Genomic DNA, 16,966 nt, shown 5'->3' on the forward strand with positions numbered 1-16,966 from the left:
GAGGAATATGGTGGTCTTCACCGGCCAGTCATTTTATGTCCTGTTGACGGCGGTTTTTGCGTACTTCAGGTTGAGAGCAAGGCCCAAGATTGCCTCTGTTTGCTTCGTCGTTCTGAACTTTTCTTTCCCCCACTCGCATGCAAGACCTCACGCAGAATGAATGGCGCGAGGCGATGGCGCTGCTCGACGACGTCCTCGACATGGAGCCATCGGAGCAACGCGACGCCGTGGCGTCGTCTGACGTCCCCGAGAAGGTTCGAGAGGCGGTCGCGCGTATGCTTGCAAACGAGTCGTCGGAGGCGGACGTCCTGGATCGCGGAGCGTTCGATCTCATTTCTCCGGTGGTGGAGGAGGATGACCACTTCGACGATACGGCCGTGCGAGCGCTCGAAACGCTCAGTTCGGGTGGGAGAAAATTGCCGCCGCGGCCGAGCGACCTCGAGCGGGGCATGGTGGTCGGTCCGTACCGCGTCGAAAAGCTGATTGGACGAGGCGGGATGGGCGAGGTCTATCTCGCAGAGCGCGACGACGGGACCTACCAGCAGAAGGTCGCGCTCAAGCTGGTGCGGGTCCAGGGGCTTCGCGGCGGCGAGATCGAGGCGCGGTTCCAACGCGAGCGGCAGATTCTGGCAACCCTTCGTCACGAGAACATCGCTCGCCTGCTCGACGGCGGCGTGACGGATCGGGGGCGGCCGTATCTGGTGATGGAGTACGTCGATGGTAAGACGATCACGACGTACGCCGACGACAACGGTCTGACGATCGATGAACGCCTCCAGCTGTTCGAGCAGGCCTGCAGGGCAGTCCAGTTTGCGCATCGCCGTGCGATCATTCACCGCGACCTGAAGCCGTCGAACCTGATCGTCGAAGAGCAGCCGGTCGGTGGTGACGGCGAAGAAGGGGCCGTGCGCCCGACGGTGAAGCTGCTCGACTTCGGCATCGCGAAGCTGCTGGAAGTTGACGATACCGAGGAGCCGCTTACCCGCGAAGATGAGCGGCTGATGACGCCGGAGTACGCGGCGCCCGAGCAGATCTCCGGTGCGGCCGTGACGACGGCGACGGACATCTACCAACTGGGCACGCTCATGTACGAGATGCTCACGGGTGAGCGTCCGTTCTACAAGGCGACGGAGGGGAAGTCCGGTCGCTCCCGGATTCGGGCGGCCGAAGACGCCATTCTACAGACCGACCCGGAGAACCCCAGTCGCGTGCTGACGCGCAATTCCGAAACGGTCGAGCGCACGCACGGGACGGACGCCGAACTCCTGATCGGGAGTGTACGCGGGGATCTCGATGCGATCGCGAGGAAGGCGCTTCGGAAAGACCCAGACGGCCGGTATGGCTCCGTTGGCGAAATGCTGGACGACCTGAAGCACTATCGCGAGGGGCGTCCGGTGGAGGCGCGGCGCGGGACGTGGACGTATCGCACGAAGAAGTTTTTACGCCGCAATCGAACGCCAGTCTTCATCGGAGCGGCCATTGCCGTGCTCATTGCCGGGTTCGTCGTCTCGCTGATGATCCAGACGGATCGCCTGGAGACGGCGCTTGCGGATGTGCGGGCAGAGTCCGAGCGGCGCGCGGAGGTGCAGGACATGTTCACCTCAATCCTCGACGTCGCGGAGCCGAGCGCGGAATATCGGGATACGCTGACGGTTCGCGACATGCTGAACCGAAGCGCCGAGCAAGCACGACAGCAGTTCCAGGGGTACCCGAGGCTCAAGGCGTGGACGTATACACGTCTCGCATCGTACGAGCACAACCTCGGGGAATATGATCGGGCGATCGCGTTCGGGGATTCAGCTGTGGCGATGTACGATTCGCTGTATGCGTATGCGGTGGAAGACCGATTCGCAATCGCGAAGGAGTACGCCAGGGCACTTGGAGCCGCCGCAGTTTCTCGTCAAGAACTTGGCCAGCGAGACGAGGCACTGGAGCTTCGGAAGAGATCTGTAGAGATTATCAGCAATAGGTCGACGCCGACATCCCGTGCAAGCGCCTTCGGGGACTGGTTCGAGTCTTCGGTTTCGAAAAAAGACGTTTTGATTTCCGAAATCGAAGTCCGACTTGCTTATCTCGTTGTATTAGAAAAGGTGGACCGTGAACGAGCGCGTGCGCAGGTTGACACGATTAATGTACTGATCCAAAAGTTCAAAGACGCCGGCGGTTCGGACCAGAATGAGACTTTGCTGCGCGAATACAGCATACTCGCCGGGTATTATCTCGACGAGGGGAAATATGAGGTCGCCGATTCACTGTTTTCGAAAACGCTCGCGTTCAGGGAAGAGCGGTATGGGCACGTATCTCAGGAGGTAGAGATGATCTTGAACAATATGATCCCGATGTATGTCCGTAAGGGGAATGACCAGAAGGCGTACGAGACCGCGAGTCAGGCATTGAAAATTAGCGAACAAATTTATGGAGAGAGCCACCCGTCGCTACGTCCCACGTTAAATCATGTTGGGAATGCTCTCGTCAATCTGGACCGATACGAAGATGCCGTGCCCTATTTCCGGGAGGCGCTCAAGATTAGCGTCTCCGAGTTTGGGGAAAGTCATGAACACACTCTGGATGCACGGCTCCGATTAGCCAACGTATACAGCTCAATTGGGCAGAACGAGAAGGCCGCCTCTATGCTGAAAAATGTCCTTCAGGAGCGTATCTCGGAACACGGACGTAGATCGTTGAAGGCCACCTACGTGCGCTTAAATCTTGCGGCGACCCTACAGAAGGCGGATCGGTTCGAAGCGGCTGCAGCACAACATCAGATCGTTCTTCGATCGGTCCGTGGGATGTATCCGGACGAGATCACGGACGGTACCGTCCAAAAATTGGAGTATCGTCGGGTCGCCCGACCGTATCTTGTGGCCTTAAACTTCTATTCTGATTTACTTGAGAACATGGGTCGTGAGCGAGAACGGTGCCAGATCATGACCGAATATGATCGAATCTTCCATGACTCGGAAATTGGTACACAGATGTACGGCAAAGACGCCGGTGCTGAGATACGATCGGTTTTGCAAATGTGTGATCAATCATTGATCCCATAAGCAGTTTCGCAAAATGCACGGAGCCCTCTGATATATCATTCAGAGGGCTCCGTGCAGAATCATTCAAACCGATTCCTAGTCGTCGCCGTCCGTGCTCGGTACCGGCTCTTCAGGTTCTTCTTTCGTATCGGTATCTTTGTCGATCGGCATGGTGATGTGGTCGTTTTGTGAAGGAAGTGATAACGCGTGCCGTTGTCTACCTTAATGTTCCGAAACGATATTTGCAAAATTATCGATGTACGTTCGGAAATGAATTCGTTTCCCCCCATGTGATGCCCACGCACATCATCACGGAAGAAGCGATGGCCGGTCAGGCCTCGCACGTCAGGCTGCCATCATCAACAGGACGAAGACGAACAGGGACGTGAGCAAGCCATAGGCTGCGGCGGTATAGCGCGTCCGCTCGGGACCCGCCGCGAGGTCTGCAGTCAGAAGCGTTTGGAGCGTGCGCATGGCGGTCCGTTGGCCTGGTTTCAGAGAACGGAAGTTCGGGCGACCCTTGTAGTCGCCGTCCACCTACACATACGCGGTCGCGGCCTCCAACCCGACACACCATAGACTAAAAAAAACGGCACGCCGGATCGACGTGCCGATTTCTCCATCTTCCGTTTTTATTTCCGACTCGCTACGTTCGCTCGAACGTCACGAAGCGGTAGCCGTCGCGTTCGTCCACCTCGGTCGCTTCGAAGACGTCGCCGATGAGGTGCTCGTACTCCGGGAAGTACGTGTCGCCGTCATATTCGCCCTCTACGAGCGTCAACTCGAGCCGGTCCGCGTGCGGGAGGAACTGGCGGTAGATGGCCTCTCCGCCGCCGATGAACACGGTGTTTTCGCCATCCACAGATTCGAGCGCCCGGTCGAGCGACGAATACGTTTCCACCTCTTCGTAGTCCTCGTCGAGTCCCTTGCGCGTAAGGACGATCATCCGGCGGTTCGGGAGCGGTCCGCCGAACTGATGGACGATGGACTGAAAGGTTTTCCGACCGAGGATGAGCGGGTACCCCGTCGTGAGCCGCTTGAACCGCTTCAGATCTTCCGGGAGGTGCCAGGGAAGATCGAGATCTCGACCGATCACACGGTTCTCTTCGGCGACGGCGGCAATAAGGACGATTTCGGGCACAGGGAATGGGTTCGGTTAAAAGAGAAGAGGAAGCGTCAGGTCGTGCGCGACGGAGGAGAGGATGTATGTTCGTCGAGGGCGTTTCGATCCGTGTCGGAGGCGCGATCGATCTGCTCGATGAGGTCGCGACTGCGAACGCCGCGCCGGGCAAGGAGGCCATCCGGATGTGTGGCCGCCTCCCGCGCCGGTCCGTACAGGTTCAGCCACAGGTCGAACCGTTCCCCGAGGCGCATCACCTTATAGAACAGACTTTTCTGTCCCGAGCGGCCCGACAGGATGTCGATACCAGCCCCGATAATCGAGAGAGGCGACAGCACGATATCCTTGATGCCGTCGAGCCAGAGCTTGATCTGGAAAAAAATAAGATCGCGGATAATGACGGTACGGCTCGCAGACGTCTCACGAGAACCGGACAGCGGTTCGTACGGGTCAGGCATAGCACGACGGCTTCAGGTACGGGAAGCACGGGGTCAATTCTTACCTCGAATCTTGCCCGCAGGTTCGGGATTCGCGCGGAGGATCGAGCCGGAATCACTATCTACCGGACACGTTCATTAGAGTGTGTCATTTCAGCACCCCCCGGTGCGGCGGCTTCGAAATGCGCGGGCGTATGAGAGTATGAGAGTATGGGAGTGTGAGAGTAAGTCATGATCGGAGATGCGGCCTCGCTTTCGGGACGCATGAGGCGTACGAGGTTCGCTTGTATATGACAAACGAAGACATTCGGGTTAGAAATCAAACGGCCCGGTAGCTAGCCGGAATCATTCAATCGGTGCCGATCACGGTTTCCAGCGCGTGCGCCGTTGCGAGAACAGCGTCGTCGTGGCGGTAGCGGCCGTGGACCTGGACCCCGATGGGACGCTGCGGCTCGTTCCCTTTCTGCGTAAAGCCGGCGGGTAGCGTGACGATCGGGTGGCCGGTGACCGCGAGAGCGGGGAGATGATAGGCGAAGGGGAGTGCGTACGGGACCGATTCGCCGTCGATCTCCAGGGAGCGGCCCGTGCGGCAGTGCGGAAACGAGGGAATGGACGCCGTCGGCGTGATCCAGGCATCGACGGTTTCGAGGAACGAATCGAGTTCAGCGCGAAGGTCGTCTCGGTGTTGCAACGCTTCCTGGTACTCCCGCTTGCTGAGCTTCGCGCCCGCGACGAGGTACGACGCGAGGAAGCCGAAGAGGAAGCGAATGACCCCGTTCCAGATGATATGGCGTCCGGGCGTATCCCGAAAGACCCAGGGCAGGCCGCGCGACAACTCGTACCCTTGGATTCGGCCCCAGACGATCAGAGCTTCGTCCATGTCGATCGGGCAGGCGACCGACCGCACGTTCGCACCTGCCTCAGTAAGACGGTGCTCCACGTTTCGGAGCACGCGCTGCGTATCGGCGTCGGCCGGTACACCGCCGAGCATGTCCGTGACGGCAATGTTGAGGCTGGCGGGGTCGGGGGAAGACGGCCGGTGGGGCGGTTCGAGCGGAGTGTCTATCGGCGTGCGGAGGACGTGGAGGCCAAGCTGGAGATCTTCGACACTCCTCGCCATCGGTCCGGGGACGACGATGTTTTTCACCGTCATCGGCCGGTCGCTCGGCATCATCCCATCGGTGGGAAGCAGTCCGTCGGATGGGCGAAGGCCGCAGACGCCGCAGAAGTGGGCCGGGAGTCGAATGGAGCCGCCGACGTCCGCGCCGAGTTCGAGCGGGACGAAGCCCGCCGCCAGGCTCGCGGCAGACCCTCCGCTGCTGCCGCCGGGCGTATAGCCCTGCGCCCAGGGATTGTGCGTGCGCCCGAAGAACGGATGCCAGCACTGCCAGTCGTACGCGGCGAACGGCAGGTTCGTCTTCCCGACGATAATCGCTCCGGCCCGCTTCAGCCGGGCCACCATGACGGCGTCGTGCTCGGGCACCCAGTTCTGGTGGGACGGCAGGCCGTAGGTCGTGCGCAGGCCCTCGGTGCTGAACTGATCCTTGACCGTGATCGGCACACCGTGCAGCGGGCCCCAAACCGTTCCGCGTCGAAGGGCCTCGTCGGCCTCCTCCGCCCGGCGGCGTGCTCCGGTTTCGTTGAGCGTGACGACCGCGTTCAGCTGCGAGTTTCGCAGTTGGATCCGCTTCAGCGTGTCCTCGAGCGCTTTGGTTGCCGACATCTCCCCGTTTCGGATGCTGTGGGCGAGGTCGGTGGCCGTCGGCGGGCGGGATGTCGGGGAAGAGGAGAGAAGGTCCACGTTCGGCATAAGCGAGTCGGGGCAGAGAGACAGCGGGATCAGCGGGAGCCAGGCGAACGATCCCCGAAGAGTTGTTCGAAGAGGTCATGCGAACGTTTCCGCCCCTCCGCGGTGAAGACGACGGATTTGTTCTTACCGCGTGGATCTTCAATCCATCCTTTCTCGTGAAGCCGGTCCATGTGGCGATGGGCCATTTTCTTCCACGCGCGCGTCTGGATTACGTCGTCGCCGATCTCTTCGTCGAACGCGGTGAGCCAGAGAAGGGCGAGCATCACATCATCCACTTTATCGCCGTCATACTCCATAACGAAATGGGGCGAGGGGCCCGGGTCGGGGAACAGGAAGTCGATTTCTAAACATGATGGGTGTCGGAGACAGGTCCGACGGATGCGGCAGCGCGGGATCGCTACACAGCGATTGGCGCGCGGAGTGCAGGATGGTGTTCGTAATTCGCGATGGTGATGTCGTCGATCGTGTAGTCGAAGATCGAGTCGCGCGGCGTCAGGTTCAAGGTCGGGAGCGGGTGCGGCGTCCGTTCGAGCTGTTCGTGGACGACATCCAGGTGGTTCGTGTAGATATGGCAATCGCCGCCGTTGAAAATGAGCTGGTGCGGCGTCAGATCGGCCTGCTGGGCCAGCATGTGCGTGAGCAGCGCATAGCTCGCGATGTTGAACGGGAGCCCGAGGAAGGAGTCGACGGACCGTTGCTGCCACATCAGCGAAAGGCGGCCGTCGCCCGGCTCGCCCTCGACGAAGCACTGAAAGGCGTAGTGGCAGGGCGGGAGCGCCATCCGATTCGTTTGGGCCGGATGCCATGCCGAGACGAGGTGGCGGCGCGATCCCGGGCTCTCCCGGAGCCGCTCCACGAGCGTAGCGATCTGGTCGACGTATCCGTCTGGTCCCTCGAAGTGGCGCCACTGCTTTCCGTACACCGGCCCGAGCTCGCCCCACTTGCTGGCGAAGACCTCGTCCTCAATGATCCGCTGTTCGAAGTCGTCCTGCGAGATGTCGTCCCCCGTGACATCGCGATATCGCTTGAGCGGCCAGTCTGTCCAGATGGAGACGCCTTGCTCGAGCAGCGGCCGGATGTTCGTGCCGCCGGACAGGAACCAGCAGAGCTCCGTCGCCACGCCGTGCATCCACACCCGCTTCGTCGTGATGAGCGGAAAGCCGGCGTTGAGATCAAACCGAAGTTGCCGTCCGAACACGCGCAGCGTGCCCGTTTCCGTGCGGTCGGCGTGCTCGGTGCCGTTCTCCAGGATGTCGCGAAGGTAATCGATGTATTGCTCCATGTGTTGGCCCGAACGAAAATGTCAGTGGTCAACCGGAAATGTTAGAAACGTCGGGCGTATGTTCAAGCCGATTCGAACGATCACCCGCGACCTTCTCGAAAAGAACGGCTGGAAGCGGCGAAAAAGCGATTCGCCGATCTCTGCGGTTGGTGCGCGAGGAAGCGCAGGCATGGGCCGTGTACGAACGGCGCGGGAAAACGTCGTTCGAGCGGCCATCGGCAGGAACGTTTGAAAACGCGCTATCGTTGGCGCGAAGAACCAGATTCGACCGCCCAGCACGGAGAACGGACGACGAGATATGGATCCCGAAATTCCAGCAAACAAGCACGTAAAGATGGCCGTCAACCATCTGAACAAGGTGCTACAGTACGCCCCGATGGTTGCCGAAGGCCGAGACGCGCAGGTTCACCTGACCGCGCAGGACTGGCAGGTTGTCGCTGATGTCCTGTTTAAAATGGACACGCCGGACGACAAGCTCCCGGACGCGATTAACGAGTATGGACTCGCCAACGAGAATCAGACGATCACGCTGACGACGGACGATCACGACATCCGTCTCGACGTCGTCGCGAGCTAACCGTGGCCCAGATGCACGTCAGGCATGACCGGGCCCCGGCCATGCCATCGGCGTTTTCTCAGATGTTTGTCCGCGCTAGTTTGCCGCGGCCTGGAGCGGAAAGCTCGGGATGTCGACGCGGTAGCGTTCGCCATCGGAGCGCTGGACGAGGTAGTTGCCCTCGACCGAGCCTACGAACGAGCTGAGCGTGCACGATCCGTCGTAAACGTGCTCTTCGCCGGGGGCGAGAACGGGCTGGGCGCGAAGCTCGGTGTCGCCTTCCGTGTCGTGAAGCGTACCATCGGACTCCCGGATCGTCCAGCGGCGTCGAATGAGTTGGATTTCGTCATCGCCCTGGTTTTCGATAAACACAGCATAGGCGAACGAGAACGAGCCTTCCAGGATGTTCGTTTTCCCGTCGAGATAGACCGGGCGGACAGTGATCTGGATGTCGCGAGTCTTGGTGGCGTAGCTTAACATAGTGATGCGTGCGGCGCAGAATCGAGGTTGCTTCGCCCCGAGCGGGGTCCAGAGCACACGATGCTGACGATGCGATCGGAGTCGGGGGCGTAGGGCAGATTACGTCCGGCAGAAATCCTGCCGAACAGTACTCTGTAACGGCACTGTTACCAATTGTTCGATTTCTGCCGTCGATTTCAAGAAAGGGCTTCCACCCTGTCGGCGGCTTGAAGAAGTCGAACAAAGTCCGTCTTTTAGGGACGTGTAATACGAGAACCCGCACTCCATCCCCTGTTGTTTCCCCTGGATGTCGCGCGGCATTGAATCGTAGCATTCTTTCCGTACGGGCATTGCCCGCGGTTGAAATTGCTACCCCCACCCTTCATCCCTTCGTGTGAATGGTTTCCTCTTCTGTGTCTGACGACTCCGCTGCGTCCGCTTCCAGCACGTCCTCGAGTCCCACGTCCTCTTCGGCAGATGATTGTCCACCGAAAGGGCGCCCGGATGCATCGGATGCTGCTTTCGGCGACGTGGATGATCCGGTCGTGGATCTGTCCGCCATCACCCCGCCCGCCGCAACGGACCCACAGTCGTGGACGCGCAGCCGTCTCGCCGCGCTGAACGCACAGTTCGAGCCGCGCGACCCGCAGGTGATCCTGCAGTGGGCGGTTCAGACCTTCGGCAGCGGTCTCGCTCAGGGAACGGGCTTCGGGCCCTCGGGCGTCGTGATCATGCACATGCTGTCCGAGATCGACCCGTCGACCACGTTCTTTTATCTCGACACCGACCTTCTTTTTCCCGAGACCTACGACCTGAAGGACGAGCTGGCGGACACCCTTGGGATCAGCATTACCCGCGTTCACGGCGGAGCGACGCCGGACGAACAGGCGGAAGCGGAGGGGCCGGAGCTCTGGAACCGCGACCCGGACCGCTGCTGCTTCCTGCGAAAGGTCGAGCCTCTGCAGAATTTCCTGGCGAAGCGCACAGCCTGGGTGACGGGCATCCGGCGTGATCAGTCGTCTTCACGGAAGAAAGCACGAATCGTCGACTGGGCGCCGAAGTGCGAGGTCGTGAAAGTCAACCCGCTGGCCACGTGGTCGCGAAAGGACGTATGGCGCTACATCATCGAAAATAGCCTGCCGTACAACGAGCTGCACGACCGTGGCTTCCCGAGCATCGGCTGCATCCCGTGTACGAAAGCCGTCGACGGATCCGGCTATTCGCGGGATGGTCGTTGGGACGGCACCGACAAGTCCGAGTGCGGCATCCACACCTGATGCAGGGATATCCTTCGGCGCCATCGATCCCGAATAATGTAGGGAATCGCCGGGCAGGCAGATGGGGAGCCGCCCGGTGCAGACCGGGTGCGCGAATTGGTAGATTGTCTGGACCTTCCCCCGATCCCGGCTCACTGTTTCGTTTTTGGCAACTCCGCACGGATTGAGATCTTTGTCGGACCCGCGCAGGGCATTCTGCATTCTGTTCTGCGACGTAAAAATGGAATACAGCTTTGGGTTCTATGGACCGGGTTCCGTGTTTGGTGAACCTCCCGTGCGTTCGAGCGCGCGTCTGGAATCATCGCACCGGGTCCGTCGTTTTATCCCCCTGTTTAGATCTATTCTAAAGTACGAGTGTCTCGAATGAGCGCCTCCCCCTCGACCAACGTGCAGCAGATACCCGAGGCGACGATCCTGTTTGCCGGTGACTCGGGCGACGGCATGCAGCTGACGGGTTCGCAGTTTACCCTGGCCTCGGCGTACGCGCACAACGATCTGGCTACGCTTCCCGACTATCCCGCAGAGATTCGTGCCCCCGCCGGGACGACGTACGGCGTCAGTGGATTCCAGCTTCACTTCGGTGAGGTGGACATCCACACGCCGGGAGACGAGGTCGACCTGCTCGTCGCGATGAACGCGGCGGCGCTGAAGGTGCACCTGCACCGGGTCCGTCCGGGTGGCACCGTCGTCCTCAACGTCGACAAGATGACCGACCGCGACCTCGAACTCGCCGGTTTGGACTCGAATCCGCTTGAAGACGGGACGCTGGATGGTTATCAGGTGCTTGAGGTGCAGCTGACGAAGCTCACCCACGAGGCGCTCGACTCGTTCGACCTGTCGAAGAAGCAGAAGGACCGGTCGAAGAACATGTTCGCGCTTGGACTGGCGCTCTGGATGTACTCGCGCCCAATTGAGCCGGCGGAGAACTGGATCAAAAAGAAGTTCGAGGATAAGCCGGAGATTCGCGACGCCAACCTGCACGTCCTTCACAAGGGCGCGCATTACGGCGAAACGGTCGAGGCCTTTGCGGTTCGCTATGAGGTGAATGCAGCCGCGATGCGGTCCGGGACATACCGGGCCATTCGTGGCGCGGAGGCTCTCGCACTCGGCCTTGTGGCAGCGGCGGACAAGAGTGGGCTCCCGCTCTTCTACGGCTCCTACCCGATCACGCCGGCGTCGGACATCCTGCACGAGGTCAGCAAGCACAAGAACTTCGGCGTGATGACGTTTCAGGCCGAGGACGAAATCTCCGCCGTGGGCGCGGCCGTCGGGTCGAGCTTCTCCGGTGGCATCGGCGTCTGCGCGACATCCGGTCCGGGCCTCGCGCTCAAGACCGAAACGATCGGCCTGGCCGTCATGACGGAATTGCCGCTCGTGGTGATCGACATGCAGCGCGGCGGACCCTCCACGGGCCTGCCGACGAAGCCGGAGCAGAGCGATCTCCTGCAGGCGATCTACGGACGAAACGGTGACGCCCCGCTCCCGGTCATTGCGGCCACTTCGCCGGGCGACTGCTTCTACGCGGCCTACGAAGCCTGCCGTATTGCCACGAAGTACATGACGCCGGTGATTCTGCTGGCCGACGGCTACCTCGGCAACGGCTCCGAGGCCTGGCGCATCCCGGATACCGACAAACTCAAGCCGTTCGACGTCTCCTTCGAGACGAAGAAACGGGCCAAGACTTTCCACGAAGATGACGACGGGAATCCGCAGTTCCTGCCGTACGTCCGGGATGAGGAGACCCTCGCCCGCGTCTGGGCCAAGCCCGGTACGCCCGATCTCGAACATCGGCTCGGCGGGCTCGAGAAGCAGGACAAGACCGGCGACGTCTCATACGATGCAGCGAACCACCAGAAGATGACGCAGCTGCGCGCGGAGAAAGTGAAGCGCGTGCGCCAGGATATTCCTCCGACGCAGGTTCACGGCGACCCCGATGCCGACCTGCTTGTTCTCGGCTGGGGGTCGACGAAAGGCGCTATCGAGGAGGCCGTCGAACGGGCCGTTGAGGATGGGCTCCCCGTCGCACGGGCACAGCTTCGCCACGTCTGGCCGCTGCCGGGCGATCTGGGCGACCTGCTCGATCGCTACGACCAGGTTCTGGTGCCCGAACTCAACAACGGGCAGCTCTCGCGTCTCCTGCGCGACGAATACCTCAAAGATGTGCGCCCGCTGAACAAGGTGCAGGGCCGCCCCTTCCGCGCGGAAGAGATCCTGGAGGAAGTTCGTCGTCTCCTCGGTCACGCCACGCCCGCCTGACGGCACGAGCTCTCCACGCAGTATTTTCCCCTTTCTGTGTCCGGTGCTCACCGACCGCCGGACCTGCTTTACCTGACGACGCAACGAACGACATGGCCGACGATCCGTCGACATCCAACGCTTCCGACAACGCCCGGAATGGGTCTGCTTCGAAGTCGAATCGTCCCGGGACGAAAAAGCCGTCCGGGCCGCCTGGCTCGAAGAAACCCGGCTCGAAGAAGCCCGCGGGGCCTCCCGGTGCGAAGAAACCAGCTGGACCGCCGGGTGCGAAGAAGCCCGCGGGACCGCCCGGAGCGAAAAAGCCCGGTAAGAAGCCGGCTGGCCCTCCCGGGTCGAAGAAACCGAAGATGCCGCCCGGCATGAGCGGGGACGGCGGCGGTCTGACGCGGAAAGACTTTTCCAGTGATCAGGACGTGCGGTGGTGCCCCGGTTGTGGTGACTACGCCATCCTCTCAACCGTGCAGCGGCTCCTTCCGGAGCTCGACGTCAAGAAGGAGAATGTCGTGTTCATCAGCGGGATCGGCTGCTCGGGGCGTTTTCCGTACTACATGGACACATACGGGATGCACTCCATCCACGGCCGCGCGCCGGCCTTCGCGACGGGGCTCAAGTCGACGAACCCGGAGCTGGACGTGTGGATCGTGACCGGGGACGGCGATGCCCTCTCGATCGGGGGCAATCACCTGATCCACGTGCTTCGCCGCAACCTCAACACGCAGATCTTGCTCTTCAACAACAAGATCTACGGTCTGACGAAGGGACAGTACAGTCCGACGTCGGAGATGGGGAAGGTGACGAAAAGCACGCCGTACGGAAGCATCGACCAGCCGTTCAACCCGGTGGCCGTCGCGCTCGGAGCGGACGCTACGTTCGTCGGCCGAACGATGGACCGCGATCCGAAGCACATGAAGAAGATGATGCGGGCCGCGCACGATCACCATGGAACCGGCTTCCTGGAGATCTACCAGAACTGCAACATCTTCAACGACGGTGCCTTCTTCGAATTCACCGAGCGGGAGACGAAGTCCGACCGTGCTCTCTTTGTCGAAGATGGCAAGCCGCTGACCTACGCGAATGGCGCGAAGGGCATTCGTCTAGACGGCCTGCGCCCCGAGCCGGTCGACCTCACGAACGGCCAGTGGTCCGCCGACGATTGCCTCGTGTACGACGAGACCAGCCAGGAGATGGCGACGATCATCGGTCGTATGTTCTGGCGGAACGATCTGCCGCGCCCGTTCGGTGTGCTGTACCGTGTGGAGCGCCCGACGTACGAAGATCTGCTCCACCAGCAGATCGAAGCCGTTGTCGAGAAGCGAGGAGCCGGCGACCTCGACGAACTCCTCCGTCGGGGCAACACCTGGGAGATCGAGTAACGTCTCCCGGTGGCTTCTGACGTATTGGAAATGAATGTATGTGGCGGCGTCTCCACTTTGGCCAAACCTCTCCAAAGTGTTGTGGCGTCGCCACGGAAGTATCTGCCCTCACTTTCTCTCCTCACCCGGATTCCCGCTCATGATTGGTAACAAGTTTAAGACGTACCCTGACCTTGCATTGCTCCTCCTTCGCGTCGTATTTGGTCTGTACATGGCGATCGGTCACGGCTGGGGTAAGATGATGGGCGGTCCGGATGTCTGGGCGAGAGTTGGTGGGACCATGGCGATGTTCGGTCTCGACTTCTTGCCGACGTTCTGGGGGTTTATGGCGGCATTTTCTGAGTTTGTTGCCTCCTTGCTCGTAGCAGTTGGCTTCGTGACGCGACCGGCGGCACTCCTCGTTGGGTTTACCATGCTTGTAGCGTCTTCGTCCCACTTGATGCAGGCGGAGAGCCCGGAAAAGGCGGCAATGTACCTCGTCGCTTTTCTTGTGATTGCTCTCTACGGTCCCGGCAAATACAGTGCAGACAAGATGGTCGGTTAGCCCATCGACGGTTCTGGCGGTGGGATGCGAGGGACGAGTGCTGGCTCGCGTTGCTGATTCACGTTGATATCGACTCACGTTCTCACTCTTCTGGGTATCTCACCATGAACACGTCTCGGTGGTCTTCCGTCGATGCGGCGCTACTTGTTTTGCGCGTCGGCATCGGCATCTCGTTTGTTTTCGTGTACGGTTTCGGAAAGCTCTTCGGTGGTCCAGAACAATGGTCGCAGCTGGGACAAAACATGGCGGCCCTCGGTATTGACTTCTGGCCCATGTTCTGGGGCTTTATGGGCTCATTTGCCGAGTTTGGCGGTGCACTGCTCGTCATGCTTGGACTGTTCACCCGTCCGGCGCTGGGGTTGCTCATCGCAACGATGATCGTGGCGGCGACCGGGCACATCACAGGAATGATCGACGGTGGTCCCTGGCACGCGACCGAGATGCTGACCGTGTTCGTCGTGCTGCTTCTGCTTGGGCCGGGACGGTATAGTCTCGACGCGATGATCGAGAACCGCTTCTCCTCGTCGACCGCAGAAACGGCCTGAAGCCGCGTCTCATCGCTGGGTGCTCCATCATTCTTTTCTTGAACGGATTGAACGTCGTTGACGGTCGATATGCCAATAGCTCCTTCCGGATCGGTTGATGTCGTCGTCGTTGGTGCCGGCATCTCCGGACTGCTCGCGGCGTATCGTGCCGCATCGGAGGGGTTAGAGGTCATTGTTCTGGAGGCGAGGGATCGCGTCGGCGGGCGCTGCCACAGCATGGAAGCGGGCGGCGTGCACGTCGACCTTGGTGCGGCGTGGCACTGGGAGGAGCACAAGCGTGTGCCGCGAATCCTGGAGGAGTTTAGCCTGGAGCGGTTTCGCCAGCATGAGCCCGGTGTCGCGATCTATGAGCCTCAGCGCGACCGCCCGGTGCAGAAATTCGAGTGGCCCGATGTCCCACCCCCATCTTGGCGCGTTGCCGGAGGGGCTCAGGCCATTGCGAATGCCATCGCCGCCGAGCTGCCTGACGCCGTCCTGCACCTGGGAAGTCGCGTGAGGTCCGTCGACCGGGAGGGCGGCGAGGCGGATACAGGGGCCGTCGTCGTCTCAGGAGAGCAGGAAGACCATTCATTTATGGTGCGGGCTGACATTTGCCTGTGTGCCGTCCCGCCCCGTCTCGTTGCGCACACAATCGACTTCGGTCCCGACCTACCGGTATCGATCCGCTCCGCGCTCCGCCGTACGCCCACATGGATGAGCCACAGTTTGAAGGCAGGCGTCGTATACGAACGACCCTTCTGGCGGGAAGACGGGCTCTCTGGACGAATTCGTAGCTTCGCTGGCCCGATCGGGGATTGGCACGATGCCACTCCGCCGTCATCGATGGGAGATCATGACGGGGCCTCGGGCGCGGGAGCACTGTTCGGCTTCGGTCCGCCGGGCGCCGTCTCGGGTGTCGACGCGGCGACGGTACGCACAGCCATCATCGAACAACTCACGCATTGCTTCGGCCCCGATGCGGCGGACCCGGTCGCCGTTGACACCCACGACTGGACTGCCGATTCGTTCACGACGCCCGAGCAGGGGAGTGCGTGTCAGGGCCAGCATCCAGAGCCGGTACCGGAACTCGCGTCATCCTACTGGAACGGACAGCTGCACTTCATTGCAGCAGAAACGGCGCAGGACCATCCCGGATTTCTTGACGGCGCCATCGAGGCGGCTGAACGATGGGACCGGGACGGAGGCTACGACGCTGTACGATTCGGCCAGGCGATCTGATATGTCGCCCGCGTTCGACGCCACGTGCGTAATTGAAACGAACTGTTAACATGAATGCGTTTGTCGCGTCTCCGCGGCGATCGGAGGCGTCCCGGTGAATCCATCTCGTGTCGCCGAGGTGTATGGATATGCCTAGCTGTACAAACTGCGGATCTCATCCGAACCAATTCGAGGTACACCGATGGCTAAAAAGATTTTGATGATCGCCGGCGACTTCGGCGAAGACTACGAGACGATGGTCCCCTTCCAGATGCTGCAGATGGTGGGCCACACCGTGCACGCCGTTTGCCCGGACAAGGAAGCGGGTGAGACGGTCAAAACGGCGATCCACGACTTCGAGGGCGACCAGACGTACACGGAGAAGCCGGGCCACAATTTCGCGCTAAACGCTACGTTCGATGACATCGACGTGACCGAGTACGACGCACTGGTCCTGCCAGGCGGACGGGCGCCGGAGTACCTGCGCCTCAACGACCAGGTGCTGGAGTACATCCGCCACTTCTTCGAAGAGAATAAACCGGTGGCAGCGGTCTGCCACGCCGCACAGCTTCTGACGGCTGCAGATGTGGTTGACGGGCGACGCCTTTCTGCGTACCCAGCCTGTGCGCCGGAAGTTGAAGCCGCGGGCGGCACGTACGAAGATATCGACATGAGCGAGTCGGTCACCGACGGTAATCTGGTGACGGCACCGGCATGGCCCGCCCATCCCGCCTGGATCGCGGCCTTTCTCGAAGTTCTCGGCACGCGTATCGACCATTCGGATCCGGTGACCGCGTGAGCATCGATGACGTGACGTTCATCAGGTGGTGTCCGGTTTCGTCTCGACAGTCGTTTACATGACACTACCGCAAATTCGAAGGCGTCGGTCCGGGAAAGGGTCGGCGCCTTTTTGCGTGGCATGATCTTCGTAGGGCTTCGAGTATGAATGTATCACCTTTCCGTTATAGATACCCGTCTGCATCGAGTCGACCGCTTTTGTTCGGTTGATGTTGACCGGCCTCGTTTTCCAAAAGGATAAGTTTGAGTTGGAATGCGAAACGGAACGCGACGACGAGTAAAATCA

At 60.8% G+C, this 16,966-nt stretch carries 16 protein-coding genes; 9 read left to right on the forward strand and 7 right to left on the reverse strand.

Features of this window, described 5'->3' with window-relative positions; all coding sequences use genetic code 11:
- The first annotated feature begins 137 nt into the window (after positions 1-137).
- Entirely contained in the window at positions 138-3,047 is a 2,910-nt protein-coding gene (locus tag CRI94_RS05405; RefSeq protein ID WP_098074639.1) for a serine/threonine-protein kinase, read from the forward strand.
- Between the two features lie 324 nt (positions 3,048-3,371).
- Here the strand turns inward: CRI94_RS05405 and CRI94_RS18000 are convergent, their stop codons facing one another.
- From CRI94_RS18000 to thyA, 6 genes are all read right to left on the reverse strand, one after another.
- Positions 3,372-3,500 carry a hypothetical protein gene (locus tag CRI94_RS18000; RefSeq protein ID WP_281253293.1) on the reverse strand — a complete coding sequence of 43 codons (129 nt, stop codon included), beginning with the start codon at positions 3,498-3,500 and terminating at the stop codon, positions 3,372-3,374.
- A gap of 172 nt (positions 3,501-3,672) precedes the next feature.
- Entirely contained in the window at positions 3,673-4,167 is a 495-nt protein-coding gene (locus CRI94_RS05410) for a dihydrofolate reductase (RefSeq protein WP_098074640.1), read from the reverse strand.
- A 35-nt stretch (positions 4,168-4,202) separates the two neighbouring features.
- A complete protein-coding gene (locus CRI94_RS05415; RefSeq protein WP_098074641.1) occupies positions 4,203-4,604 on the reverse strand; it encodes a hypothetical protein in 402 nt (133 codons plus the stop codon).
- Positions 4,605-4,932: 328 nt separating this feature from the next.
- The gene (locus CRI94_RS05420; RefSeq protein WP_098074642.1) at positions 4,933-6,393 is read right to left on the reverse strand and encodes an amidase; all 1,461 of its coding nucleotides are present in this window, start codon (positions 6,391-6,393) and stop codon (positions 4,933-4,935) included.
- Between the two features lie 29 nt (positions 6,394-6,422).
- Entirely contained in the window at positions 6,423-6,689 is a 267-nt protein-coding gene (locus tag CRI94_RS05425) for a DUF6429 family protein (protein ID WP_098074643.1), read from the reverse strand.
- Positions 6,690-6,790: 101 nt separating this feature from the next.
- Complete coding sequence (gene thyA, locus CRI94_RS05430; protein WP_098074644.1) at positions 6,791-7,675, reverse strand: thymidylate synthase; 885 nt, start codon at positions 7,673-7,675, stop codon at positions 6,791-6,793.
- A 298-nt stretch (positions 7,676-7,973) separates the two neighbouring features.
- On the opposite strand from thyA, the gene CRI94_RS05435 reads away from it, so the two are divergent.
- Entirely contained in the window at positions 7,974-8,252 is a 279-nt protein-coding gene (locus tag CRI94_RS05435; protein WP_098074645.1) for a hypothetical protein, read from the forward strand.
- Positions 8,253-8,327: 75 nt separating this feature from the next.
- Here the strand turns inward: CRI94_RS05435 and apaG are convergent, their stop codons facing one another.
- A complete protein-coding gene (apaG, locus tag CRI94_RS05440) occupies positions 8,328-8,711 on the reverse strand; it encodes a Co2+/Mg2+ efflux protein ApaG (RefSeq protein WP_098074646.1) in 384 nt (127 codons plus the stop codon).
- A 539-nt stretch (positions 8,712-9,250) separates the two neighbouring features.
- Here apaG and CRI94_RS05445 point away from each other — a divergent pair.
- The 7 genes from CRI94_RS05445 (at position 9,251) to CRI94_RS05475 (ending at position 16,681) form a co-directional block, all read left to right on the forward strand.
- Positions 9,251-9,967: a phosphoadenylyl-sulfate reductase gene (locus tag CRI94_RS05445; RefSeq protein ID WP_281253303.1), complete on the forward strand. Its 717-nt coding sequence runs from the start codon at positions 9,251-9,253 to the stop codon at positions 9,965-9,967.
- Between the two features lie 363 nt (positions 9,968-10,330).
- Positions 10,331-12,223 (forward strand): 2-oxoacid:acceptor oxidoreductase subunit alpha, encoded by a 1,893-nt coding sequence (locus CRI94_RS05450; protein WP_098074848.1) that lies wholly within the window; start codon positions 10,331-10,333, stop codon positions 12,221-12,223.
- A 347-nt stretch (positions 12,224-12,570) separates the two neighbouring features.
- Positions 12,571-13,596: a 2-oxoacid:ferredoxin oxidoreductase subunit beta gene (locus CRI94_RS05455; RefSeq protein ID WP_425437374.1), complete on the forward strand. Its 1,026-nt coding sequence runs from the start codon at positions 12,571-12,573 to the stop codon at positions 13,594-13,596.
- A gap of 139 nt (positions 13,597-13,735) precedes the next feature.
- Complete coding sequence (locus CRI94_RS05460) at positions 13,736-14,140, forward strand: DoxX family protein (RefSeq protein ID WP_098074649.1); 405 nt, start codon at positions 13,736-13,738, stop codon at positions 14,138-14,140.
- 104 nt (positions 14,141-14,244) lie between these two features.
- Positions 14,245-14,685: a DoxX family protein gene (locus tag CRI94_RS05465; RefSeq protein WP_098074650.1), complete on the forward strand. Its 441-nt coding sequence runs from the start codon at positions 14,245-14,247 to the stop codon at positions 14,683-14,685.
- 69 nt (positions 14,686-14,754) lie between these two features.
- Positions 14,755-15,903: a flavin monoamine oxidase family protein gene (locus CRI94_RS05470; protein ID WP_098074651.1), complete on the forward strand. Its 1,149-nt coding sequence runs from the start codon at positions 14,755-14,757 to the stop codon at positions 15,901-15,903.
- Positions 15,904-16,084: 181 nt separating this feature from the next.
- Entirely contained in the window at positions 16,085-16,681 is a 597-nt protein-coding gene (locus CRI94_RS05475; RefSeq protein WP_098074652.1) for a DJ-1/PfpI family protein, read from the forward strand.
- Positions 16,682-16,966: the final 285 nt, after the last annotated feature.

This window comes from Longibacter salinarum (assembly GCF_002554795.1).
GTDB classification, from domain to species: Bacteria; Bacteroidota; Rhodothermia; order Rhodothermales; family Salinibacteraceae; genus Longibacter; species Longibacter salinarum.

Coding starts and splice junctions, on each gene's coding strand:
- CRI94_RS05405 (WP_098074639.1), top strand. CDS start 138: ATGCAAGACCTCACGCAGAATGAATGGCGCGAGGCGATGGCGCTGCTC.
- CRI94_RS05455 (WP_425437374.1), top strand. CDS start 12,571: ATGCCGCCCGGCATGAGCGGGGACGGCGGCGGTCTGACGCGGAAAGAC.
- CRI94_RS05470 (WP_098074651.1), top strand. CDS start 14,755: ATGCCAATAGCTCCTTCCGGATCGGTTGATGTCGTCGTCGTTGGTGCC.
- apaG (WP_098074646.1), bottom strand. CDS start 8,711: ATGTTAAGCTACGCCACCAAGACTCGCGACATCCAGATCACTGTCCGC.
- CRI94_RS05415 (WP_098074641.1), bottom strand. CDS start 4,604: ATGCCTGACCCGTACGAACCGCTGTCCGGTTCTCGTGAGACGTCTGCG.
- CRI94_RS05420 (WP_098074642.1), bottom strand. CDS start 6,393: ATGCCGAACGTGGACCTTCTCTCCTCTTCCCCGACATCCCGCCCGCCG.
- CRI94_RS05450 (WP_098074848.1), top strand. CDS start 10,331: ATGAGCGCCTCCCCCTCGACCAACGTGCAGCAGATACCCGAGGCGACG.
- CRI94_RS18000 (WP_281253293.1), bottom strand. CDS start 3,500: ATGCGCACGCTCCAAACGCTTCTGACTGCAGACCTCGCGGCGGGTCCC.
- CRI94_RS05465 (WP_098074650.1), top strand. CDS start 14,245: ATGAACACGTCTCGGTGGTCTTCCGTCGATGCGGCGCTACTTGTTTTG.
- CRI94_RS05460 (WP_098074649.1), top strand. CDS start 13,736: ATGATTGGTAACAAGTTTAAGACGTACCCTGACCTTGCATTGCTCCTC.
- CRI94_RS05435 (WP_098074645.1), top strand. CDS start 7,974: ATGGATCCCGAAATTCCAGCAAACAAGCACGTAAAGATGGCCGTCAAC.
- CRI94_RS05475 (WP_098074652.1), top strand. CDS start 16,085: ATGGCTAAAAAGATTTTGATGATCGCCGGCGACTTCGGCGAAGACTAC.
- thyA (WP_098074644.1), bottom strand. CDS start 7,675: ATGGAGCAATACATCGATTACCTTCGCGACATCCTGGAGAACGGCACC.
- CRI94_RS05425 (WP_098074643.1), bottom strand. CDS start 6,689: ATGGAGTATGACGGCGATAAAGTGGATGATGTGATGCTCGCCCTTCTC.